Annotated in this window: 26 protein-coding genes; 25 read left to right on the top strand and 1 reads right to left on the bottom strand. The window is 59.8% G+C overall.

All coding sequences use genetic code 11. The annotated features are described in order from the left end of the window. Positions 1 to 70: 70 nt before the first annotated feature. Genes Q1A32_RS13430 through Q1A32_RS13395 form a run of 8 tightly spaced genes read left to right on the top strand, consistent with a single transcriptional unit; the run spans position 71 to position 8,826 of the window. On the top strand, positions 71 to 1,234 hold the full coding sequence (locus Q1A32_RS13430; RefSeq protein WP_299654007.1) for an isovaleryl-CoA dehydrogenase: 1,164 nt from the start codon (positions 71 to 73) through the stop codon (positions 1,232 to 1,234). After that, a complete protein-coding gene (locus Q1A32_RS13425; RefSeq protein WP_299654004.1) occupies positions 1,234 to 1,506 on the top strand; it encodes a hypothetical protein in 273 nt (90 codons plus the stop codon). The genes Q1A32_RS13430 and Q1A32_RS13425 overlap by 1 nt, the downstream gene beginning before the upstream one ends. Beyond that, positions 1,503 to 2,975, top strand: a complete 1,473-nt coding sequence (locus Q1A32_RS13420) for an AMP-binding protein (RefSeq protein ID WP_299654001.1) — start codon at positions 1,503 to 1,505, stop codon at positions 2,973 to 2,975. The genes Q1A32_RS13425 and Q1A32_RS13420 overlap by 4 nt, the downstream gene beginning before the upstream one ends. Then, complete coding sequence (locus tag Q1A32_RS13415) at positions 2,972 to 4,576, top strand: carboxyl transferase domain-containing protein (protein ID WP_299653998.1); 1,605 nt, start codon at positions 2,972 to 2,974, stop codon at positions 4,574 to 4,576. Before Q1A32_RS13420 ends, Q1A32_RS13415 begins: the two co-directional genes overlap by 4 nt. 10 nt (positions 4,577 to 4,586) lie before the next feature. Further along, complete coding sequence (locus Q1A32_RS13410; RefSeq protein WP_299653995.1) at positions 4,587 to 6,521, top strand: acetyl/propionyl/methylcrotonyl-CoA carboxylase subunit alpha; 1,935 nt, start codon at positions 4,587 to 4,589, stop codon at positions 6,519 to 6,521. Continuing rightward, the gene (locus Q1A32_RS13405) at positions 6,518 to 7,183 is read left to right on the top strand and encodes a glutathione S-transferase family protein (RefSeq protein ID WP_299653991.1); all 666 of its coding nucleotides are present in this window, start codon (positions 6,518 to 6,520) and stop codon (positions 7,181 to 7,183) included. The genes Q1A32_RS13410 and Q1A32_RS13405 overlap by 4 nt, the downstream gene beginning before the upstream one ends. After that, the gene (locus Q1A32_RS13400; protein WP_299653989.1) at positions 7,184 to 8,044 is read left to right on the top strand and encodes a hydroxymethylglutaryl-CoA lyase; all 861 of its coding nucleotides are present in this window, start codon (positions 7,184 to 7,186) and stop codon (positions 8,042 to 8,044) included. Then, on the top strand, positions 8,041 to 8,826 hold the full coding sequence (locus tag Q1A32_RS13395; RefSeq protein WP_299653986.1) for a crotonase/enoyl-CoA hydratase family protein: 786 nt from the start codon (positions 8,041 to 8,043) through the stop codon (positions 8,824 to 8,826). The genes Q1A32_RS13400 and Q1A32_RS13395 overlap by 4 nt, the downstream gene beginning before the upstream one ends. Here Q1A32_RS13395 and Q1A32_RS13390 read toward each other — a convergent pair. After that, entirely contained in the window at positions 8,823 to 9,698 is an 876-nt protein-coding gene (locus Q1A32_RS13390) for a LysR family transcriptional regulator (RefSeq protein WP_299653983.1), read from the bottom strand. The two genes, Q1A32_RS13395 and Q1A32_RS13390, sit on opposite strands and share 4 nt — an antisense overlap. 123 nt (positions 9,699 to 9,821) lie before the next feature. Here Q1A32_RS13390 and Q1A32_RS13385 point away from each other — a divergent pair, with 123 nt between their 5' ends. From Q1A32_RS13385 to Q1A32_RS13305, 17 genes are all read left to right on the top strand, one after another. Then, on the top strand, positions 9,822 to 10,103 hold the full coding sequence (locus tag Q1A32_RS13385) for a DUF1330 domain-containing protein (protein ID WP_299653980.1): 282 nt from the start codon (positions 9,822 to 9,824) through the stop codon (positions 10,101 to 10,103). Between the two features lie 175 nt (positions 10,104 to 10,278). Continuing rightward, positions 10,279 to 11,070, top strand: coding sequence for a GAF domain-containing protein (locus Q1A32_RS13380; RefSeq protein ID WP_299653977.1), 792 nt, complete (start codon positions 10,279 to 10,281; stop codon positions 11,068 to 11,070). 149 nt (positions 11,071 to 11,219) lie between these two features. Beyond that, positions 11,220 to 11,585: an NADH-quinone oxidoreductase subunit A gene (locus tag Q1A32_RS13375; protein WP_299612109.1), complete on the top strand. Its 366-nt coding sequence runs from the start codon at positions 11,220 to 11,222 to the stop codon at positions 11,583 to 11,585. Beyond that, positions 11,585 to 12,115, top strand: coding sequence for an NADH-quinone oxidoreductase subunit B family protein (locus Q1A32_RS13370; RefSeq protein WP_299655587.1), 531 nt, complete (start codon positions 11,585 to 11,587; stop codon positions 12,113 to 12,115). The genes Q1A32_RS13375 and Q1A32_RS13370 overlap by 1 nt, the downstream gene beginning before the upstream one ends. Positions 12,116 to 12,124: 9 nt before the next feature. Next, positions 12,125 to 12,745, top strand: a complete 621-nt coding sequence (locus Q1A32_RS13365; protein ID WP_299653973.1) for an NADH-quinone oxidoreductase subunit C — start codon at positions 12,125 to 12,127, stop codon at positions 12,743 to 12,745. After that, complete coding sequence (locus Q1A32_RS13360) at positions 12,745 to 12,918, top strand: hypothetical protein (protein WP_299612111.1); 174 nt, start codon at positions 12,745 to 12,747, stop codon at positions 12,916 to 12,918. Before Q1A32_RS13365 ends, Q1A32_RS13360 begins: the two co-directional genes overlap by 1 nt. Continuing rightward, complete coding sequence (locus Q1A32_RS13355; protein WP_299653970.1) at positions 12,918 to 13,295, top strand: nuclear transport factor 2 family protein; 378 nt, start codon at positions 12,918 to 12,920, stop codon at positions 13,293 to 13,295. Before Q1A32_RS13360 ends, Q1A32_RS13355 begins: the two co-directional genes overlap by 1 nt. Then, complete coding sequence (locus Q1A32_RS13350) at positions 13,295 to 13,483, top strand: hypothetical protein (protein ID WP_299653967.1); 189 nt, start codon at positions 13,295 to 13,297, stop codon at positions 13,481 to 13,483. Before Q1A32_RS13355 ends, Q1A32_RS13350 begins: the two co-directional genes overlap by 1 nt. Next, positions 13,483 to 14,697, top strand: coding sequence for an NADH-quinone oxidoreductase subunit D (locus tag Q1A32_RS13345; protein WP_299612955.1), 1,215 nt, complete (start codon positions 13,483 to 13,485; stop codon positions 14,695 to 14,697). The genes Q1A32_RS13350 and Q1A32_RS13345 overlap by 1 nt, the downstream gene beginning before the upstream one ends. Continuing rightward, positions 14,697 to 14,963 (top strand): hypothetical protein, encoded by a 267-nt coding sequence (locus Q1A32_RS13340; protein WP_299653964.1) that lies wholly within the window; start codon positions 14,697 to 14,699, stop codon positions 14,961 to 14,963. The genes Q1A32_RS13345 and Q1A32_RS13340 overlap by 1 nt, the downstream gene beginning before the upstream one ends. Beyond that, entirely contained in the window at positions 14,963 to 16,126 is a 1,164-nt protein-coding gene (locus tag Q1A32_RS13335; RefSeq protein WP_299653961.1) for an NADH-quinone oxidoreductase subunit E, read from the top strand. The genes Q1A32_RS13340 and Q1A32_RS13335 overlap by 1 nt, the downstream gene beginning before the upstream one ends. A gap of 26 nt (positions 16,127 to 16,152) precedes the next feature. Further along, entirely contained in the window at positions 16,153 to 16,920 is a 768-nt protein-coding gene (locus Q1A32_RS13330) for an endonuclease (RefSeq protein WP_299612119.1), read from the top strand. A gap of 3 nt (positions 16,921 to 16,923) precedes the next feature. Continuing rightward, the gene (locus tag Q1A32_RS13325) at positions 16,924 to 17,142 is read left to right on the top strand and encodes a DUF5337 family protein (RefSeq protein WP_299612121.1); all 219 of its coding nucleotides are present in this window, start codon (positions 16,924 to 16,926) and stop codon (positions 17,140 to 17,142) included. Between the two features lie 42 nt (positions 17,143 to 17,184). Continuing rightward, positions 17,185 to 18,465, top strand: coding sequence for an NADH-quinone oxidoreductase subunit NuoF (gene nuoF, locus Q1A32_RS13320; protein ID WP_299612123.1), 1,281 nt, complete (start codon positions 17,185 to 17,187; stop codon positions 18,463 to 18,465). 249 nt (positions 18,466 to 18,714) lie between these two features. Beyond that, positions 18,715 to 19,158: a DUF3291 domain-containing protein gene (locus Q1A32_RS13315; protein WP_299653958.1), complete on the top strand. Its 444-nt coding sequence runs from the start codon at positions 18,715 to 18,717 to the stop codon at positions 19,156 to 19,158. Positions 19,159 to 19,185: 27 nt separating this feature from the next. After that, positions 19,186 to 19,560 (top strand): hypothetical protein, encoded by a 375-nt coding sequence (locus Q1A32_RS13310; RefSeq protein WP_299653955.1) that lies wholly within the window; start codon positions 19,186 to 19,188, stop codon positions 19,558 to 19,560. A gap of 122 nt (positions 19,561 to 19,682) precedes the next feature. Then, complete coding sequence (locus Q1A32_RS13305; RefSeq protein ID WP_299653952.1) at positions 19,683 to 20,081, top strand: DUF5333 domain-containing protein; 399 nt, start codon at positions 19,683 to 19,685, stop codon at positions 20,079 to 20,081. Position 20,082 lies beyond the last annotated feature (1 nt).

The raw sequence follows: 20,082 nt of genomic DNA, 5'->3' as shown, positions 1-20,082 counted from the left end.
ACCAAATACCTTCCCCGCTATTATTGAACATGCGTTCAATTTATGCGTGAATGGCGGGGGAGGCACCTAGATGTTCACACACTCGATGAGTTTTGATCTGGGCGAGGATGTAAATGCGTTGCGCGATATGGTGCACCGTTGGGCACAGGACCGCGTCAAGCCGTTGGCCGCCAAGATCGACGCCGACAACACGTTCCCTCCGGAGCTGTGGCCTGAAATGGGCGAGTTGGGCCTGCTTGGGATAACCGTGGATGAGCAAGACGGCGGGGCAGGGATGGGGTATCTCGCCCACACTGTCGCCGTGGAAGAGATTGCGCGTGCCAGCGCGTCGGTCTCTCTCAGCTACGGCGCGCATTCGAACCTTTGTGTGAACCAGGTCCGGCTGAATGCGAACGCAGAGCAAAAGGCAAAGTACCTGCCCGGTCTTGTCAGTGGCGAACATGTGGGTGCGCTGGCAATGTCCGAAGCGGGCGCTGGGTCTGACGTTGTTTCGATGAAGCTGCATGCGGAAAAGCGCAATGACCGCTTTATCCTGAATGGCACGAAATACTGGATCACCAACGGGCCAGATGCCGACACGCTTGTAGTATACGCCAAGACGGATCCGGATGCCGGGCCCAAGGGTATGACGGCGTTCCTGATCGAAAGGGGCATGAAAGGGTTCTCGACCTCGCCGCATTTCGACAAACTGGGTATGCGCGGATCGAACACGGGCGAATTGATCTTTGAAGACGTGGAAGTGCCGTTCGAAAACATACTGGGCGAAGAGGGGCGCGGTGTTGCTGTCCTCATGTCCGGACTGGACTATGAACGGGTTGTGCTGGCCGGCATCGGCCTCGGCACCATGGCCGCCTGTCTGGACGAGGTGATGCCCTACGTCACCGAGCGCAAGCAATTCGGCCAACCCATCGGGAATTTCCAGCTTATGCAAGGCAAGATTGCTGATATGTATACAGCCATGAATTCGGCCCGCGCCTATGTTTACGAAGTGGCCAAGTCCTGCGACCGCGGCCAAGTGACCCGGCAGGATGCAGCAGCGTGCTGCCTCTATGCCTCCGAAGAGGCGATGAAGCAGGCGCATCAGGCAGTGCAGGCCATGGGCGGGGCAGGTTTCCTGAACGATGCGCCCGTCGCCCGCATCTTCCGTGATGCCAAATTGATGGAGATCGGCGCAGGCACATCAGAGATCCGGCGCATGTTGGTGGGGCGCGAGCTGGTCACGGCCATGATGTGATGCCGCGACAGGTTTTGATCACGACAGCGACGCTGGTGGTTCTGGCGGCCCTTGGCGGGTTCTGGTTGGGCCAGCGGCAGGTGACACTGGACGCATCCGGCGTGATCGAAGCCGTGGCTGACGTGCACGTGGCAGGACATGGCGGTGATACAAGCCAATGTGTAGGCTGGCCCGGAGATGCCTCTGCTGTCTTTTATGTACGATGTGCATCAACGCTCTATGCGGTCGATCGCTTGGGCCGCGCCTCCGTGGTTGAGGAGGGCGGGATATGAACATGGCCCGGCAATGCCTCGACCATCCCGGCACACAGGTGGCAATCATCGATATGCCGACCGAAGGACGCGTCGATGTCACCTACGCAGAACTGTCCGATATGGTGGATGGACTGGCCCGGGCCCTCATGGCTGAGGTTCGGGCAGGTGACCGAGTGGGTGTGCTTTTGTCACAATCGCCATGGTGTGCGGCCGCTCATTTGGCGATCTGGAAAATTGGTGCAATATCAGTCCCCTTGTTCAAACTCTTCAAGCGTGATGCGCTGCGCAGCCGCGTGGAAGACGCTGGCGCGAAACTGATCCTGACAGACGACGAGGGCATCGCCTTGGTGGGGGATCTCGCCCGCTGCTGGATCGCAGAGCGCGCGGGCATTTCAGGCGACCCAGTTGACTTTGCCGATGCTGACGCCGCGACGCCCGCCGTTTTGATCTACACCTCCGGCACCACAGGCGCACCCAAGGGTGCGCTGCACGGACATGGGGTTCTGGACGGGCATATACCCGGTGTTACGCTCAGCCATGATGATCTTGGCCAAGCAGAGGATTGCTTGTGGACACCGGCTGACTGGGCATGGATCGGTGGATTGTTCGATGTGTTGATGCCGGGCTTGTCTATGGGCGTTCCGGTCGTTGCCGCGCGGATGCCGAAGTTCACGATAGACGAATGTCAGAGGATCATAGGCCAAGCCTCTGTCAAGAATGTATTTTTCCCGCCAACAGCCCTGCGTATGCTCAAGGCGCATGACGCGCGGATTGATGGATTGCGGTCTGTCGCGAGCGGCGGTGAACCACTGGGCGCAGAAATGCTCGCATGGGGACGGAATGCTCTGGGCGTCACCATCAATGAGTTTTATGGCCAGACCGAATGCAACATGGTCGTGAGCGCGTGCGCGGCAAGGTACAGGACCAAACCGGGGTGCATGGGGCGCGCTGTTCCAGGCTTTGACGTGGCGATTATTGATCAGCGGGGCAACGTCACAGATGGCGAGGGCGATATTGCGGTCAGGCGTGGCGCGCCATCTATGATGTTGCAGTATTGGCGACGGCCCGACGCCACGGCAGAGAAATTTCGCGGCGATTGGATGCTGACCGGGGATCGCGGCCAACAAGACGGGGACGATATTCGTTTTGTGGGGCGTGATGACGACGTGATCACCTCCGCTGGATATCGCATCGGCCCGGCAGAGATTGAGGATTGCCTTCTGACCCACCCGGATGTCGCCACCGCTGGCGTTGTGGGCAAGCCTGACCCGTTGCGCACGGAAATTGTCAAAGCCTATGTTGTTCCAAAGCCGGGTGTACAACCCAACGCGGCGCTGTTGCAGGAATGGGTCAAGGATCGGTTGGCAACCTATTCATACCCAAGGGAAATCACATTTCTGGACGCCTTGCCAATGACAGTGACCGGCAAGGTGATCCGCAAAGAACTCAAGGCCCGTGCGGCGGCTGAGATCGGAGAGACAAGATGAAACTGACCTCACAGGCGCTGCCGGGTTCTGACACGTTCAAATCCAACCGCGCCGCACATCTCGATGCTTTGGCCGAAGTCCGTGCAGCGGCGGATCTGGCGGCTGCAGGTGGAGGACAACGATCCCGCGACCGCCATGTGAGCCGCGGCAAGATGCTGCCGCGCGAACGGGTGGCCAACCTTTTGGATCCGGGGTCCCCGTTCCTTGAAGTGGGGGCCACTGCGGCGCATGGCCTTTATGACGGCGCTGCACCCTGTGCCGGTGTGATCGCGGGTATCGGTCGCGTGATGGGCCACGATGTCATGGTTGTGTGCAACGACGCCACGGTAAAGGGCGGCACCTATTATCCCATGACCGTCAAAAAGCACCTGCGCGCGCAGGAGATCGCGGAGCAGAACCATCTGCCCTGCATTTATCTGGTCGACAGCGGTGGCGCGAACCTGCCCAACCAGGACGAGGTGTTCCCGGACCGTGACCACTTTGGCCGCATCTTTTTCAACCAAGCGCAGATGAGCGCCAAGGGTATTCCGCAGATCGCAGTTGTGATGGGGTCGTGCACGGCGGGCGGCGCCTACGTGCCTGCCATGTCGGATGTGACGATCATCGTGAAAGAGCAGGGGACTATCTTCCTTGCTGGCCCACCGCTGGTGAAGGCCGCAACCGGAGAGGTGGTGAGCGCCGAAGACCTTGGCGGCGGCGACGTGCACACGCGCCTGTCCGGTGTCGCAGACTATCTGGCCGAGGATGACGCGCACGCGCTGGCGCTGGCCCGGAGAAGTGTCGGACACCTGAACCTGAGCAAACCATCGACCGTCACTTTGCAGAGCCCGGAAGAGCCTGCGTACGACCCGGAGGAGATTTTGGGCGTGGTTCCGGCAGATTTGCGCACGCCATATGACATAAACGAAGTGATCGCGCGCATCGTGGATGGCAGCCGCTTCGATGCATTCAAGGCGCGGTTCGGGGAGACGCTGGTTTGCGGATTTGCCCATATCAAGGGTGTGCCCGTTGGCATAATCGCAAACAACGGCGTGTTGTTTTCCGAAGCGGCACAGAAGGGCGCTCACTTCGTGGAACTGTGCAGCCAACGCAAAATCCCGCTGGTCTTCCTGCAGAACATCACCGGCTTCATGGTGGGCCAAAAGTACGAGAATGAAGGCATTGCGCGGCACGGGGCCAAGATGGTCACAGCCGTGGCGACAACGTCGGTGCCCAAGGTGACCATGCTGGTGGGCGGGTCCTTTGGGGCAGGCAATTACGGTATGGCCGGTCGCGCCTATTCTCCGCGGTTCCTGTGGTCATGGCCCAATTCCCGGATCAGTGTGATGGGCGGCGCGCAAGCTGCCGGTGTGCTGGCAACGGTCAAGCGTGACGGGATCGAGCGGGGCGGCGGCACGTGGTCCGCCGAGGAGGAGGCCGCCTTCAAACAGCCGACGATCGACATGTTCGAAGATCAGTCGCATCCGCTTTACGCTTCTGCCCGGCTTTGGGATGACGGGGTAATCGACCCGCGCAAGGCCCGTGATGTTCTGCACCTGAGCCTGTCGGCTGCTCTCAACGCACCAATCGAGGATACGCGCTTTGGCGTGTTCCGGATGTGAGGACAATTTGATGTTTGATACGATCCTCATAGCCAACCGGGGCGAGATTGCGTGCCGGGTGATGGAAACGGCTCAGGCCATGGGCGTGCGCTGCGTCGCCGTCTATTCGGATGCCGACAAGTCCGCCAAGCATGTAGTGATGGCTGATCGTGCCGTGCATATTGGCGGCCCGGCCCCAGCTGACAGTTACTTGCGTGGTGACACGATCATCCAGGCCGCTTTGGATACCGGTGCCCAAGCTATTCACCCCGGCTACGGCTTTCTTTCAGAGAATCCCGGTTTCGTTGAAGCGGTGGAGGCTGCGGGCCTGACCTTTATCGGTCCATCGGCGGATGCGATCCGTGCCATGGGACTGAAAGATGCAGCCAAGGCGTTGATGGTAAAGGCGGGAGTGCCTGTTGTGCCCGGGTATCACGGGGCGGATCAGGATGATTCCCTGCTGGCGGCGGAAGCTGACAAGATCGGGTATCCCGTTCTCATCAAAGCGGTGGCGGGCGGCGGCGGCAAGGGAATGCGACTGGTCGAGGATGCTGGCGGGTTTGCAGATGCGCTTTCAAGTGCGCGAAGTGAGGCCAAGACGGCATTTGGCAATGCGGACGTACTGGTCGAGAAATTTGTCACCCAACCGCGTCATATCGAGGTGCAGGTTTTTGGCGATGGCGACACTGCCGTGCACCTGTTTGAGCGCGATTGCTCACTGCAGCGTCGCCACCAGAAGGTAATCGAAGAAGCGCCGGCACCCGGCATGACCGAAGAGATGCGCAGCGCCATGGGAACAGCCGCGGTGCGCGCGGCCAAGGCCATCGGTTACATGGGTGCCGGAACGGTCGAGTTTATCGTGGATGGCTCTGGCCCGTTGCGCCCAGACGGCTTCTTTTTCATGGAGATGAATACGCGGTTGCAGGTCGAACACCCGGTAACCGAAGCGATCACCGGTGTGGATCTTGTTGAATGGCAACTACGCGTCGCAGCAGGAGAACCGCTGCCCGCCGTCCAAGGTGAGTTGTCGATCACGGGCCACGCATTCGAGGCACGGCTATATGCAGAAGATGTGCCGGCAGGGTTCTTGCCTGCCACCGGCACGCTGACGCACTTGGCCTTTCCTCAAACCGCCCGTGCCGACAGCGGTGTACGAACCGGAGATGAGATCAGCCCGCACTACGATCCGATGATCGCAAAGGTGATCGTGCATGGGCCCACACGTGCCATTGCATTGAAGCGGCTTTCACAAGCGCTGGCCGGTACGCAAGTTGGCGGGACCGTTACGAACCTTGCGTTCTTGGGGGCCTTGTCGGGCCATGATGGGTTCGCCGCAGCAGAGGTTGATACAGGGCTGATTGCACGAGACATCGATGCGTTGACCACCAGTCCCGATATTGAAGCACGACACGCTGTTGCCGCTGCAATGGCGGTAGCGGGACTGAACGCGTCGGGACCCGATACCGGTTTTACGCTTTGGGACCCGCTGCGCCGTTCAGTGCACCTTGCGCGCGGAGATGACCCGATGGCTTGCCACGTCGAGGTCGAAAGCGCCAATCGGATGCGCTGGACGGTCGATGGCACGGATGTTTTGGCCGAACGTCAGCAGGGCCGTTGGATTATTGACGGCCAAAGCGCGCCCGATGTGCATGTCGCCAACGCTGTTGCTACGGTATTTGATGCTTATGGCATCTCCTTTCGGGTCATCGATCTCCTGGATGTTGCGGCAAGTGCGGCAGGTGATGGCAATGTCGTGGAAGCACCAATGCCCGGTCTGGTGAAGGCTGTGTTCGCATCTCAAGGTGCGGCGGTGGCCAAAGGCGATCGCCTCGCGATCCTTGAGGCCATGAAGATGGAACATGTATTGCTCGCCGCCCGCGACGGAACCGTGGCTGAGGTTCTGGCGGATGAGGGGGATCAGGTCGTGGCCGGTGCCGCATTGGTCCGGCTGGAGGACGAGGCGTGATCACGCTGCATCATTGCCCACAGACCCGATCCATGCGCACCCTTTGGCTGTTGAACGAGTTGGATGTAGCGTTTCGTGTGCAGGTCCACCCTTTCGATAAATCCCTGCGGGCACCGGAATTTCTGTCCCTCAGCCCCGCGGGACGCGTGCCGGCGCTTGAGATCGAGGGCGAGCGCATGTTCGAAACGGGCGCGATCACCGAATATTTGTGTGAACGGTTCAGCCCGGACCGGTTGGGACGGGCCCCCGGTACTCCGGATCGCATGGCATGGCTTGTGTGGGTGCACTTCGCCGAAACCATCAGTCAGCACGCAGCGGCGCTGACCCAGCAGCACATCGCGATCTATGACGACAGCATGCGCAGCCCCACAGTGATGAAGCTCGAAGCTGCCCGGATCGGCAAATGCTACGACGCGATAGAGGCGCGGCTGTCGACACCTGTGGAGAACCGCGACTACCTGCTGACATCCGGCTTTTCGGCCGCCGATATCTCGGTCGGGCAGGCGGTCTATATGGCGCGATATTTCCGGCCTTTTGACGATCATCCAGAGCTTTCGCGATGGTTTGACAGGATCAGCGAACGCCCGGCCTTTCAGGCGAGTTTGCCAGAACCCGAAGGACGTCTCTATGATCGGGAATTCTATCCGGCATGGGAGGCGTGAATGGACGCGGTTGAAATCTACGAAGTGGGCCCGCGCGACGGGCTGCAAAACGAAGCACGCGAGATCCCGGTGGCGGAAAAGATCGCGCTCATCGACAAGCTGAGCGCCGCAGGTTTCCGCCGGATCGAATGCGCGAGCTTTGTCAGCCCAAAATGGGTGCCGCAAATGGCAGGCAGTGCAGAGGTTCTGGACGGGATCGCCCGTGCGCCCGGCGTTCGCTATGCCGCGCTGACCCCGAACATGCGCGGGTTTGAAGATGCACGTGCGGCTGGTGCGGATGAAATTGCCGTCTTCGGATCGGCGAGCGAGGGATTTTCCCAAGCCAACATCAACGCCAGCATCGACGAATCGCTGGATCGGTTTGCACCGGTGATCGAAGCGGCGCGGGCGATTGATCTGCCGGTGCGTGGTTACGTGTCCTGCGTGGTCGAGTGCCCGTATGATGGCGCCGTAAACCCGGATGCCGTGGCGCGCGTGGCGGATCGGCTCTTTGCCATGGGCTGCTACGAAATCAGCTTGGGCGACACCATCGGCCGTGGCACGCCCGATGCGGTGGCGCGCATGCTGCTCGCTGTGCGCGACGTGGTGCCCGTGGGCCGTCTTGCCGGGCACTTCCATGACACCAACGGGCGTGCGCTGGACAATATTGACGCTTCACTGGCCCTTGGCGTGAGGGTGTTTGATGCGGCGGTCGGTGGTTTGGGGGGCTGCCCCTTCGCGCCCGGCGCTGCTGGGAACGTTGCCACCGAAGCGGTGGCCGCGCATTTGGACCGTCTGGGGTACAAAACAGGTCTGGACCAAGCCGTCATCGACGAAGCGGCAGCGATGGCGCGTGCCCTTCGGGAAGAGGCCATGACGTGACGAACACGATCGCCATCACCGTTGATCCGCGCGGCGTTGCGACGCTGATGTTGGACCGTGCCGACAAGCACAACGCAATGAATGCCGAAATGATCGCGGAGTTGCACGAGGCCGCAATCGATCTGGGCGCAGATGATGCGGTGCGGGTCGTCGTTCTGTCGGGTGCTGGCAAAAGCTTTTGCGCCGGTGGTGATCTGGGCTGGATGCGCGAGCAGATGCAATCGGATGCGGAAACGCGCGCGCAAGAGGCGGGAAAACTTGCGCACATGCTGCACGCCTTGAATACGATGCCCAAACCGCTGATCGGGGCCGTGCATGGCAACGCCTTTGGCGGTGGTGTCGGGATGGCATCGGTCTGCGATGTCGCGATTGGTGCCGATCACATCAAAATGGGGCTGACGGAAACGCGGCTTGGTATCATCCCGGCAACCATCGGGCCTTACGTCATCGCCCGCATGGGGGAGGGGCGGGCACGGCGCGTGTTCATGTCGTCGCGCCTGTTCGACGCGGCAGAAGCAGTTGATCTGGGCTTATTGGCCAAGACGGTTTCCTCTGATGACCTGGCAGCGGCAGTTGCGGCGGAAGTCGACCCATACCTCTCTTGCGCTCCCGGCGCTGTGGCGGCGGCGAAGGCGTTGGCGCGCGGATTTGGCCCAAGGATTGATGCGGACACCATCGCCACGTCCATCGCTGCGCTCAAATCTCGATGGGAAACCGCAGAGGCGGCTGAAGGGATCGACGCCTTCTTTGCCAAGCGCAAAGCGGCTTGGGTCCGATCCTAGATCGCTTCACCGGCAAAGGCCGCGCGTTTCTTGCGCAAGCTTGATGAGATGAACTCGGTAAATGCCGAAATGCGCGGCACTGCGCGCAGGTCCGCGTGCGTCAACACCCAGATTGACGGGTAGGGCATCAACGGCAAACCTGGAACACGCGCAAGCTCGGGGTCGCCGTCGCCAAGGATGCAAGGCGCGCGGGATGCGCCTAGACCTGCGCGCAATGCGCCCATCATTGCCACCATGTCATCAAGGTTCATGACGGTGCGCGCCGCAGGGTAGATCGCCAGCACGTCTTTCGGGATGGGTTGCCAGTGCAGGAAGCGCAGCCAGTGCAATTTGCGGTCAGGATCGCTCGACAGCGTTTCGACATACGCCTTGCTCGCATAGATTGCTGACTTCTGTGTTGCGACCTGCCTCCCGACCAGATCAGGGTTGGGCGCATCGGAAATTCGGATCGCCACGTCCGCCTCACGCTCCGCAAGGTTGAGCGTTTCAATGGCCCCTAGGATGGTCAGCTCAATCTCGGGATGCGCTTTTGCGAATGCGCCAAAGATTGGCGCCAATACCGAGTGCACCATCAGATGAGGCGCCGTTACAGTGAGGGGACCACTCAGCGCCACATCCCGTGCCGCGATGGCCCGCGCCAAGCCAGCATGTTCCGCCTCGAACGCTTCCGCCGTGCGGGCGGCATCGCGACCAGCCATGGTGGGCACGTATCCCGAGGGACGCCGATCAAACAGCGGTGTCCCCAATGCCGTCTCTGCCGCGGCAATGCGGCGGGCGACAGTGGCATGGTTCACCCCTAAAGCGCGCGCAGCGCCGCTTAACCCACCGTGGCGCACGGTTTCGAGTACATATTTCAGATCGCCCCAGTCCATGGCCTTATCCTTTGCCTTGCCAACCTGATCGTTTTTGCACAGGGTGGCTTCAAACACACTCGTTTCTTTCACAGGTTGCTGGGCGGTACCGTGCAGTCAAATCAAATGGAAAGGATCGATGAAATGACCACACATGCTGTCGTGATGCTGCGCGTGACCAACCCTGAAAGCCTTGGCCAATATCGCGACAAGGCCACTGATGCGCTGGCCCGTCACGGAGGCGAAGTTGTTCAGGCCTCTCCGGAATTGGCGGTGCTTGAAGGTGCACCCGTGCTGCCTGATGCGATGGCGATCGTCCGGTTCCCGGATCGCGCAGCAGCCCAGGCTTGGATCGGCGACCCGGACTTGCAAAGTGTTCATGACTTGCGCCGCGACAGCGGCACGTCGGACATTATCCTGTTGTGATCGCACGCCTGCAACAGGTGTGACAGCAAACGAATACAGGGCACACGAACAGTGGTCCGAAGATCATTCGTGGTCTTCGGATCATTTTGTTTTACGTGGCGTCAACTTTTCGATATTTTCCAAAGGAGACGCAGGCGTAAGTCCCGCGGAGCGTTTTGGGGAATGGAACGGCGTTATGGGAGATTTGGCGTTTGACTTCAGCAGTATGGCTGAATTTGATGCGCTTGCGCAGTCAGTTGCGGCCAAACTGAATTGTCAGATGTGCCTGGTGAGTGTTTTGCACGGTGAAGCATTGCGGGCGCTCGGGCATTCCAAGCAAGGTGAACCGGTCGAAGACCGTATCATGTATGCACGTGATACAATCTGTGGTCACACGATGCGAACAGGTGCGCCCCTGCGCGTTGTAGACGTGCGAAATGATGCGCGCTTTCGCGATGTCCCGTCCGTCGAGGCGATGAGTATCGGAGCATATCTGGGCGTACCGCTGTGCCGCGAAGACGGATTGCCGATTGGCGCCATGTGCGCATTGGCTGCATCGCCGCGCATCTGGAGCAATTCCGAACTTGCGTATCTCGAGGCCGTTGCCGATCTCGTTGAAAGCAAGATTGAACGACACGCACTGCGCTTCGAGCAAAAGGCACTCAGCGCGGCTTTGGCAGAAAACGATGCGATCCTGACCACGTTGGCGGAGGCCAGCGGAAAGGCAATCACCGTGCACAACGATGCTGGCGAATTGGTGTTTGCCAATGTGGCACTGCGCGCAGACTTGGATTTGACCTATCAGGAATTGCTGGTTTTGCCACATGCGGCGCAGCGGCTGGCGAGCGGTGGCGCACAGTCCGGGGCCGTGTCGGTTGATACACCCGGGCGGCCAAGCCATGACCTGCATGTGCAGCTATACGCGCCCAAGGCGGGTCTGACATTGGCCGAATGGAGCCGCACAAAGACCGCACACTCCACAAGTTGATCCCCCTGCGGCGAAATCACCCGTAGTTTTCCGCGACTTCCGCCCCTGCCTTTATTGACCCTGCCCGGTGGCGGGCGTAAACCCGTGTTCAGTCAATTTCGCCACTTGACCTGGCGCGTTACGACTTGCGCCAAGAAAAGGAGCCCAACGTGGAAGAGATGTTGCGGGAGTACCTCCCCATTCTCGTTTTTCTGGCCGTCGCCATTGGCCTCGGTCTTGTCCTGATCCTTGCTGCTGTCGTTCTTGCCGTGCGCAACCCGGACCCTGAAAAGGTGTCGGCCTATGAATGCGGGTTCAACGCCTTTGACGATGCGCGGATGAAGTTCGACGTGCGGTTCTACCTCGTGTCGATCCTGTTCATCATTTTTGATCTGGAAATCGCCTTCCTGTTCCCATGGGCCGTCGCCTTCAAGGACATCAGCATGGCAGGCTTCTGGTCCATGATGGTCTTCCTTGGCGTGCTGACCATCGGCTTTGCCTATGAATGGAAGAAGGGAGCACTCGAATGGCAATGATGGACACAGCCGGTCCCGCCTATGCAGGCGGCGACAAGGACCACGCCACGCAGGCCCTGAACGCCGAACTGCAGGATAAAGGTTTCCTGCTCACCTCGACCGACGACATCATCAACTGGGCGCGCACCGGCTCGCTGCACTGGATGACATTTGGCCTCGCCTGCTGTGCGGTCGAGATGATGCACACCTCGATGCCGCGCTATGACCTTGAACGCTTCGGCACGGCCCCGCGCGCGTCACCGCGCCAGTCCGACCTGATGATCGTGGCGGGCACGCTGACAAACAAAATGGCCCCCGCACTCCGCAAGGTCTACGACCAGATGCCAGAGCCGCGCTACGTGATCTCCATGGGCTCCTGCGCCAACGGCGGCGGCTACTACCACTACAGCTATTCCGTGGTGCGCGGCTGCGACCGCATCGTCCCTGTCGACGTCTACGTCCCCGGCTGCCCACCGACGGCAGAGGCGTTGCTTTACGGTATCCTGCAACTGCAACGCAAAATCCGCCGCACCGGCACCATCGTCCGCTAAGGAGCACGCATGTCCGAAGCACTGACCGAACTCGGCACCTATCTCGAAGCCAAGCGCCCCGATTGCGTGCTGGCCTGGGACGTCACCCATGGTGAGCTGAACATCGACGTGGCGCCCGCTAGCCTCACCGGCTTTGTCGAATTCATCACCGCCGACAGCACCTGCCGTTTCTCATCGCTCGTGGACATCACCGGCGTTGACTACCCCGGCCGGGCCAAGCGGTTCGACGTCGTCTACCATTTCCTGTCGATGTACCAGAACCACCGCATTCGCCTTCGCGTATCGATCCGCGAGGATCAGATCGTGCCGTCGCTGGTCGATATCCACCCCTCCGCCAACTGGTTCGAACGCGAAGTGTTCGACATGTTCGGCATCCTGTTCTCGGGCCACCCGGACCTGCGGCGCATCCTCACCGATTACGGCTTCCGCGGCTACCCGCTGCGCAAGGATTTCCCGACCACGGGCTATACCGAGGTCCGCTATGACGAGGCGGAAAAACGCGTTGTCTACGAACCCGTCAGCCTCGTGCAGGAGTACCGCCAGTTCGACTTCATGTCGCCTTGGGAAGGCGCCGAATACATCCTGCCCGGCGATGAAAAAGAAGCGCCAAAAGACCCGGGGGCGAAGTAGTGGACATGATCATCTGGCTTGTCATCGCCGCAGCCACCATCATCCCGATGTTCAAGCTGCTGCCGCATTTCGGGCTCAATCAATACTGGGCGCTGTTCTGCATCCTGCCCGTGGGCACCATCGTGCTGCTCTGGGTGATGGCGATGAAGCTCAACGAGCTGGAGAAGCGGTGATGGCTGACGGTGCTGCCGATATCCATGCACAGCTGAACGCAGCGGCGCTGGCCTATTGCGACGCGGTCTATTTCGCCAAGGCAGACGTGTTCGAAGAGCTGTGCCACGAAAAGTTCCAGATGACGCATGTGGAAAATGATGCGGCGACCTTCTGGGACAAAGCGGCCTACCTTGAACGCGTAAGAGGGCGTGACCCGTTTCCCGCACCGGCGGTCTACGAAATCCTCGACATGGATCAGGCGGGGGACGAGATTGGGCGCGTGCACCTCACTGTGGATGTGCCACCCGTGCGCTACGAGGATCACTTGGGGTTCGTGCATGTGAACGGTGGCTGGAAACTGCTGACCAAGGTCTTTCGGACAATGGAGGCGCTGTGATGTGGTTTGAAGTGATCAACACTGTGATTGCGGCTGCCAGCTTGGGGTTGGCGTGTATGCCTCTACTAAAAAAAAATCTGCTGGACCCACTGATTACAAATCAGTTGCTCGCACAGGAAGTTGAAGCGGTTATCCCCAATAAATTTCCTATGAACGTTAATCTTATTCGGACGGAGAGACGACAATGATGGACGGCTCCAAATTCGACGACGCCCTCACGGGCGAACAGAAAATCCGCAACTTCAACATCAACTTCGGCCCGCAACACCCTGCGGCGCACGGGGTTCTGCGGCTTGTCCTCGAACTCGATGGCGAGATCGTGGAACGCTGCGACCCGCACATTGGTCTCTTGCACCGTGGCACAGAAAAGCTGATGGAAAGCCGGACTTACCTGCAAAACCTGCCCTATTTCGACCGGCTCGACTACGTGGCACCGATGAACCAGGAACATGCGTGGTGTCTGGCCATCGAAAAGCTCACAGGCGTCGAAGTGCCCCGCCGCGCGTCGCTCATCCGCGTGCTCTTCTGCGAGATTGGTCGCGTCCTGAACCACCTCCTGAACATCACGACCCAAGCGCTCGACGTGGGCGCACTCACCCCACCGCTCTGGGGCTTTGAAGAGCGTGAACAGTTGATGATCTTCTACGAACGGGCCTGCGGCGCACGCCTGCACGCGGCCTATTTCCGCCCCGGCGGCGTGCATCAGGACCTACCGCCCGAACTGCTCGACGATATCGAAGAATGGGCGCACAAGTTCATGTCGGGTTTCATGGAGGATATCGACGGCCTCCTGACCGAAAACCGCATCTTCAAACAACGCAACGCCGACATCGGCATCGTGACAGAAGAAGACATTCTGAACTACGGCTTCTCTGGCGTCATGGTGCGGGGCTCCGGCCTTGCATGGGACCTGCGCCGCTCGCAGCCCTATGAATGCTACGACGAATTCGACTTCCAGATCCCTGTGGGCAAAAACGGCGACTGCTACGACCGCTACCTTGTGCGCATGGAAGAAATGCGTCAGTCGATCAGCATCATCAAACAGGCCATCGGCAAACTGCGCGACTGTCCGGGTGACATCCTTGCCCGTGGCAAGATCACACCACCCTCGCGCACCGACATGAAAACGTCGATGGAATCGCTGATCCACCACTTCAAGCTCTACACCGAAGGGTTCCACGTGCCCGAGGGCGAGGTCTATTGCGCAGTCGAAGCTCCCAAGGGCGAGTTTGGCGTCTACCTTGTGGCAGACGGCTCCAACAAACCCTACCGCTGCAAAATCCGCGCGCCGGGTTTCCTTCATTTGCAGGCGATGGACTACATCTCGAAAGGGCACCAGCTTGCGGACGTCGCGGCTATCATCGGCACGATGGATGTCGTGTTTGGAGAGATTGACCGCTGATGCTCTGGGTTGTCGCTGGACTGACTGCGCCGATTGTGTTGAGCGCGCTTTTGGCGGCGTTTGTCGGTGCGCGGATGCAGTCCGTGCTGTTGGGGCTGGTGGCTGGTGTCATTGGATTTGCCGCGACGTTCGCAACCAGCGTTGGCCTGATGTTGATCTGGCTGCGTGCCCGCCTGATCGCCTTTGTCGAAACTGAAATTCCGTTGATCCTGAACCGCTTGTCCGAGCTGTTTGGTCAGATCGCTCCGTTGAAGGAAACTCTCTGATGCTTCGCCGTCTTCATTCCGAACAACCCGACAGCTTTGCCTTCACGGCAGACAACCAAGCCTGGGCCGAAGCGCAGATCACCAAGTACCCCGAGGGCCGTCAGGCCAGCGCGATCATCCCGCTTCTCTGGCGCGCACAGGAGCAAGAGGGCTGGCTGACCCGTCCCGCCATCGAAGCGGTCGCGGACATGCTGGGCCTCGCCTATATCCGTGCGCTCGAAGTGGCTTCGTTCTACTTTATGTTCCAGCTGCAACCTGTTGGTTCGGTTGCGCATATTCAGGTTTGCGGCACCACGTCCTGCATGATCTGCGGGGCCGAAGACCTCGTTGCCGTTTGCAAAGACAAGATCGCGTCCAAGGCCCATCAGCTGTCCGCCGATGGCAAGTTCAGCTGGGAAGAAGTCGAATGCCTCGGCTCTTGCGCCAACGCGCCCATGGCCCAGATCGGCAAGGACTATTACGAGGATCTGACCGCCGCTCGCATGGGCGAGATCATCGACGAACTGGCCGCAGGCAACGTGCCCACACCGGGTCCGCAAAACGGGCGGTTTGCGGCAGAGCCCTTGGGCGGTCTGACCAGCCTCAAGGATTTCGACAGCGGCCACACCAAATACAACGCGTCTGTCCAACTGGCGACGGATATCGGCGACACGGTCAAACGCATCGACGGCACCGAAGTGCCGCTGTTGGCCCCGTGGGGCAAAGCCAACGCACCCGACGCTGGCAACGTGAATGAGGAACCTGCCAAGGACAAACCCGTCGCCAAGGCGCCGCCCAAGGAAAGCAAATCCAAGGCCAAGCCCAAACCGAGCGCTCCGGTAACAGAAAATAAATCGGAACAAAAACAAAGCGATAAGGCTGTCCCTGCGGGGACAAAACCCGAGCTTTTGACCGCCCCACGCGACGACGGCGCCGATGATCTGAAGCTGATCAAAGGTGTTGGTCCCAAGCTTGAGGGCGTTTTGAATGACATGGGTGTCTATCATTACGACCAGATCGCAGGGTGGAGCGATGCCGAAGTCGCATGGGCAGACCAGAACCTTGTAGGCTTCAAAGGGCGTGTGAGTCGTGACAATTGGGTCACGCAGGCCCAAGCCCTTGCGCGTGGAGAAGAAACAGAATTTTCCCAACGCGCGAAAAAAGGCGATATCTATAAGGGATAACATCCTGAGACGGGGGAGATATCCTAATGGACAAGAACGAGGGAATGATCAGCTGCGCCATCGGATGCTGGCTGGTGGCCCTGCTGGGTGGCGTGTTGGCAGCGATGCTGTTGATGGTGCTGGGCGGCTGGACATTCATGCAAGGTGTTTTCATGGGCGTGGTGGTCTTTGCCGTCGCCGGTGCCTTGCTGAACTGGATCATCTGCAAGCCGCTTCCTGCAATTGGCGAAGCGACAACCGCGCCCAAGCCAGCGGACACGGCTGCAAAGCCCGCGGCCAAGGCTGCTGCACCGACGGCTGCTGCAACGAGTGCACCGGACACTGCGGCGAAGGCCGATGTAAAACCCTCGGCTCCATTGCCCGGTCAGGCTGAACTGGCCGAACGCAAGGGTGAGTGGAAGTATCAGGCTGAAGAAGAAAAACCGAAGGCCAAGGCGAAAGCCAAGCCCAAGGCAAAACCTGCAGCCAAGAAAAAGGCGGATGCACCCGCGGCTGCCGCTGGCGAAGGAACGAAGCCTGAAACACTGGCGGCTGCCCGCGACGGCGGTCCGGACAACCTCAAGGAAATCAAGGGTGTAGGCCCCAAACTGGAAGCGCTGTTACATTCCATGGGCTTTTATCACTTCGATCAGGTGGCCAGCTGGGGCGCAGATGAAGTCGCTTGGGTCGATCAGAACCTGCAAGGCTTCAAGGGCCGTGTCAGCCGTGACGATTGGGTCGCGCAGGCCAAGATTCTGGCCGCCGGTGGCGAGACCGAGTTCTCCAAGAAGGTCGACAAGGGCGGCGTTTACTGACGTATGTCCGACCGGCTTGATCCGAAGCTGGCCCGTCAGGGCCGTATCGCGGCCCTTGTCATTGCAGGGGCCGCTTTGCTGTCCATCTTCGCACCGGTCATCGTGCAAGGTCTGGGTCTGGCGGCCCGGTTCGAAATTCTGATTCTGCTATTTGCCTTGGCTGCGTTCATTTGGGCACTGGTGGTGGCCATCAGGATTTGGCAAAAGAGCCGTAACAACTGATGGCCTGCGCGCGCGAGGTCAATTTGGCAAAGGATAACACCCATGCTGGCTGATAAAGATCGTATCTTTACCAACATTTACGGGATGCACGACCGCACGCTGAAGGGCGCGCAGGCGCGCGGGCATTGGGACGGCACGGACAACCTGATCAAAAAGGGCCGCGACTGGATCGTTCAGGAGATGAAGGACAGCGGGTTGCGGGGCCGGGGTGGCGCGGGGTTCCCGACTGGTCTCAAATGGTCGTTCATGCCCAAGGAAAGCGACGGGCGCCCCAGCTATCTTGTTGTGAACGCCGACGAATCTGAGCCGGGTACCTGTAAGGACCGCGAGATCATGCGCCATGATCCGCATACGCTGATCGAAGGGTGCCTGATCGCGTCCTTCGCGATGAACGCGAATGCTTGCTATATTTACATCCGGGGCGAATATATCCGCGAGAAGGAAGCGCTGCAGGCCGCGATTGACGAGGCCTATGATGCGGGTCTGGTCGGCAAGAACGCCGCCGGGTCTGGTTGGGATTTCGAGATTTACCTGCACCACGGGGCAGGGGCCTATATCTGCGGTGAGGAAACCGCCCTTCTGGAATCTCTTGAAGGCAAGAAGGGTATGCCCCGCATGAAGCCGCCCTTCCCGGCGGGCGCGGGTCTTTATGGCTGCCCGACGACGGTGAACAACGTGGAATCGATTGCAGTTGTGCCAACCATCCTACGTCGGGGTGCTTCGTGGTTCTCCGGCTTTGGCCGCCCGAACAATGCGGGCACAAAACTGTTCGCCATCTCGGGCCACGTGAACAACCCCTGTGTCGTCGAAGAGGCAATGTCGATCACGTTCGAAGAGCTGATCGAAAAGCATTGCGGTGGCATTCGCGGCGGCTGGGATAACCTCAAGGCCGTGATCCCCGGTGGCTCGTCCGTGCCCTGCGTGCGCGGGGAGAAGATGAAAGACGCCATCATGGACTTCGACTATCTGCGGAATGATCTGCAGTCGGGTCTGGGCACGGCGGCGGTGATCGTGATGGATCAGAGCACGGATATCATCAAGGCGATCTGGCGGCTGTCCAAGTTCTACAAGCATGAGTCCTGTGGTCAGTGTACGCCCTGCCGCGAAGGCACCGGTTGGATGATGCGCGTGATGGACCGTCTGGTACGCGGCGAGGCGGAGGTCGAGGAGATCGACATGCTGCTGGACGTGACCAAGCAGGTCGAGGGGCACACGATCTGTGCGCTTGGCGATGCGGCCGCGTGGCCGATCCAGGGGCTTATTCGGAATTTCCGGGATGAGATTGAGGATCGGATCGCAGGTAAGCGGATCGCGGCAGAGTGATGCTTCGCCAGCCGCACAATAGCCGGCCAAACCCTGGTAGTTGCGGCGAGTGTGGGCATCGCAACCCTCCGAGTTTTGGCAGTCTGTTGTGCGAAAAATGTGGCAGCTACGTGGAAACAACCCATCACCCGGAAAACGAAATCCACCTTGGCCCGACAGCCACAAATGGTGGCCCACCAAAGCTTCTGGTTGTGGTTTTGATCGCCGTAGCTTTGGTTCTGTTCACGCTATCGGTTTTTTAGTCGGCCAATGCACCTCGCTGAATTCAACATCGGCACGCTGAAATACGACTGGGAAGACCCGCGCGTGGCGGACTTTCTGAACAACATCGACCGCATCTATGACATCGCGCGCCGCAGCCCCGGCTATATCTGGCATCTGGAAGGTGAGGACATGGAAGCCGCGCAGCTTGATCCGGATGGGCCGCTTGGGGGCAATCCGCGCACGGCGAGCACGCTGTCGGTCTGGAAAGACCCGCAAAGCCTGCACGATTTCACCTTCAACACCGTTCACAAGCAGTTCTATGACCGCAAGGGCGAGTGGTACGATCCGGATCAGGGTTTGCGCTTTGTCATGTGGTGGGTGCACGAGGGTTACAAACCCACGATTGCAGAGGCAATGCAGCGCTTCCATCATCTTGAAAAGCATGGCAATACTGACACCGCTTTTGGTTGGGATCATCTGACCAAATAGGGCGACCACCCGGTGGAGGAGACCGCAGTGACCAAGACCAAAACCCGCGCGCTGACCGATTTGCGGCCCGCGCTGCTGACGGGCCTTCTGCTGATTGCCGTTCTGCTTCTGTCTGCGTGTAACGAGCGTCAGGCCGATCGGGTGGCCTTTGACGGGGTGTTCTTCCGTGCAACCTCTGGCAAGGTCGACAAGCAGCGGGAACAGTTCGAGGTGGGGGTCAGCCCGGTGTCGGCGTCCCTTGAGGGCGCGCGCGAGGCGGGGCGTTACGAAGCGATCCGCTATTGTATCAAGCAGTTCGGATCGTCAGATATCGAATGGATCGAGGGGCCGGATGCCGAAGACGGCACCCTGCGCATTTCCGGCGACAAGCTCTTGCTGCGTGGCACCTGCACACCCGCGTGATTGCAAGCGCCCGATAAGGCGACATTTTGCGCGCTAACGGGTTGTGTTGGGCCATGTTATTGCATAGCACAAACATGCTTTCCCACATGGCATTAAAGTGATGCATAACGTGGAGAGAAACGATGCGCGCAATGACCATGGCCTTGATCCTTAGCCTGACTGCCGGGAGTGTTTCGGCGAAGCCCCATCTGCGGGATGTGCCCGCGATTGATGGCACCATTCTGGCTGTCGGGATCGCGGATGAGATTCGCAAGAATTGTCCTGATATCTCCGCCCGTCTGCTCCGGGCCTATTCGGTGATCAATGGCTTGAAATCCACGGCCCGCGACATGGGCTATACCGATGAAGAGATCGACGCCTACCGCAAATCCGATACCGAAAAAGCGCGGCTCAAGGCCAAGCGCGTGGCGTATCTGGAAGACGGTGGTGTAAACCCGAACCAACCTGCAAGCTATTGCACGCTGGGACGGGAAGAAATTGAAAAAGGCGGCCAGATCGGCGCCCTATTGAGGATGAACTGAC

Source organism: uncultured Tateyamaria sp. (genome assembly GCF_947503415.1).
Classification (GTDB): Bacteria; Pseudomonadota; Alphaproteobacteria; order Rhodobacterales; family Rhodobacteraceae; genus Tateyamaria.
Note: the sequence above shows the minus strand (reverse complement) of the source record. Positions and strands in the feature narration are given on the sequence as shown.

What these genes read in the sequence shown, in the direction of transcription:
- Q1A32_RS13430 (WP_299654007.1), top strand. Translation starts at nt 71, where the DNA reads ATGTTCACACACTCGATGAGTTTTGATCTGGGCGAGGATGTAAATGCG.
- Q1A32_RS13425 (WP_299654004.1), top strand. Translation starts at nt 1,234, where the DNA reads ATGCCGCGACAGGTTTTGATCACGACAGCGACGCTGGTGGTTCTGGCG.
- Q1A32_RS13420 (WP_299654001.1), top strand. Translation starts at nt 1,503, where the DNA reads ATGAACATGGCCCGGCAATGCCTCGACCATCCCGGCACACAGGTGGCA.
- Q1A32_RS13415 (WP_299653998.1), top strand. Translation starts at nt 2,972, where the DNA reads ATGAAACTGACCTCACAGGCGCTGCCGGGTTCTGACACGTTCAAATCC.
- Q1A32_RS13410 (WP_299653995.1), top strand. Translation starts at nt 4,587, where the DNA reads ATGTTTGATACGATCCTCATAGCCAACCGGGGCGAGATTGCGTGCCGG.
- Q1A32_RS13400 (WP_299653989.1), top strand. Translation starts at nt 7,184, where the DNA reads ATGGACGCGGTTGAAATCTACGAAGTGGGCCCGCGCGACGGGCTGCAA.
- Q1A32_RS13390 (WP_299653983.1), bottom strand. Translation starts at nt 9,698, where the DNA reads ATGGACTGGGGCGATCTGAAATATGTACTCGAAACCGTGCGCCACGGT.
- Q1A32_RS13385 (WP_299653980.1), top strand. Translation starts at nt 9,822, where the DNA reads ATGACCACACATGCTGTCGTGATGCTGCGCGTGACCAACCCTGAAAGC.
- Q1A32_RS13380 (WP_299653977.1), top strand. Translation starts at nt 10,279, where the DNA reads ATGGGAGATTTGGCGTTTGACTTCAGCAGTATGGCTGAATTTGATGCG.
- Q1A32_RS13370 (WP_299655587.1), top strand. Translation starts at nt 11,585, where the DNA reads ATGGACACAGCCGGTCCCGCCTATGCAGGCGGCGACAAGGACCACGCC.
- Q1A32_RS13365 (WP_299653973.1), top strand. Translation starts at nt 12,125, where the DNA reads ATGTCCGAAGCACTGACCGAACTCGGCACCTATCTCGAAGCCAAGCGC.
- Q1A32_RS13355 (WP_299653970.1), top strand. Translation starts at nt 12,918, where the DNA reads ATGGCTGACGGTGCTGCCGATATCCATGCACAGCTGAACGCAGCGGCG.
- Q1A32_RS13350 (WP_299653967.1), top strand. Translation starts at nt 13,295, where the DNA reads ATGTGGTTTGAAGTGATCAACACTGTGATTGCGGCTGCCAGCTTGGGG.
- Q1A32_RS13345 (WP_299612955.1), top strand. Translation starts at nt 13,483, where the DNA reads ATGGACGGCTCCAAATTCGACGACGCCCTCACGGGCGAACAGAAAATC.
- Q1A32_RS13340 (WP_299653964.1), top strand. Translation starts at nt 14,697, where the DNA reads ATGCTCTGGGTTGTCGCTGGACTGACTGCGCCGATTGTGTTGAGCGCG.
- Q1A32_RS13335 (WP_299653961.1), top strand. Translation starts at nt 14,963, where the DNA reads ATGCTTCGCCGTCTTCATTCCGAACAACCCGACAGCTTTGCCTTCACG.
- Q1A32_RS13330 (WP_299612119.1), top strand. Translation starts at nt 16,153, where the DNA reads ATGGACAAGAACGAGGGAATGATCAGCTGCGCCATCGGATGCTGGCTG.
- Q1A32_RS13325 (WP_299612121.1), top strand. Translation starts at nt 16,924, where the DNA reads ATGTCCGACCGGCTTGATCCGAAGCTGGCCCGTCAGGGCCGTATCGCG.
- nuoF (WP_299612123.1), top strand. Translation starts at nt 17,185, where the DNA reads ATGCTGGCTGATAAAGATCGTATCTTTACCAACATTTACGGGATGCAC.
- Q1A32_RS13315 (WP_299653958.1), top strand. Translation starts at nt 18,715, where the DNA reads ATGCACCTCGCTGAATTCAACATCGGCACGCTGAAATACGACTGGGAA.
- Q1A32_RS13305 (WP_299653952.1), top strand. Translation starts at nt 19,683, where the DNA reads ATGCGCGCAATGACCATGGCCTTGATCCTTAGCCTGACTGCCGGGAGT.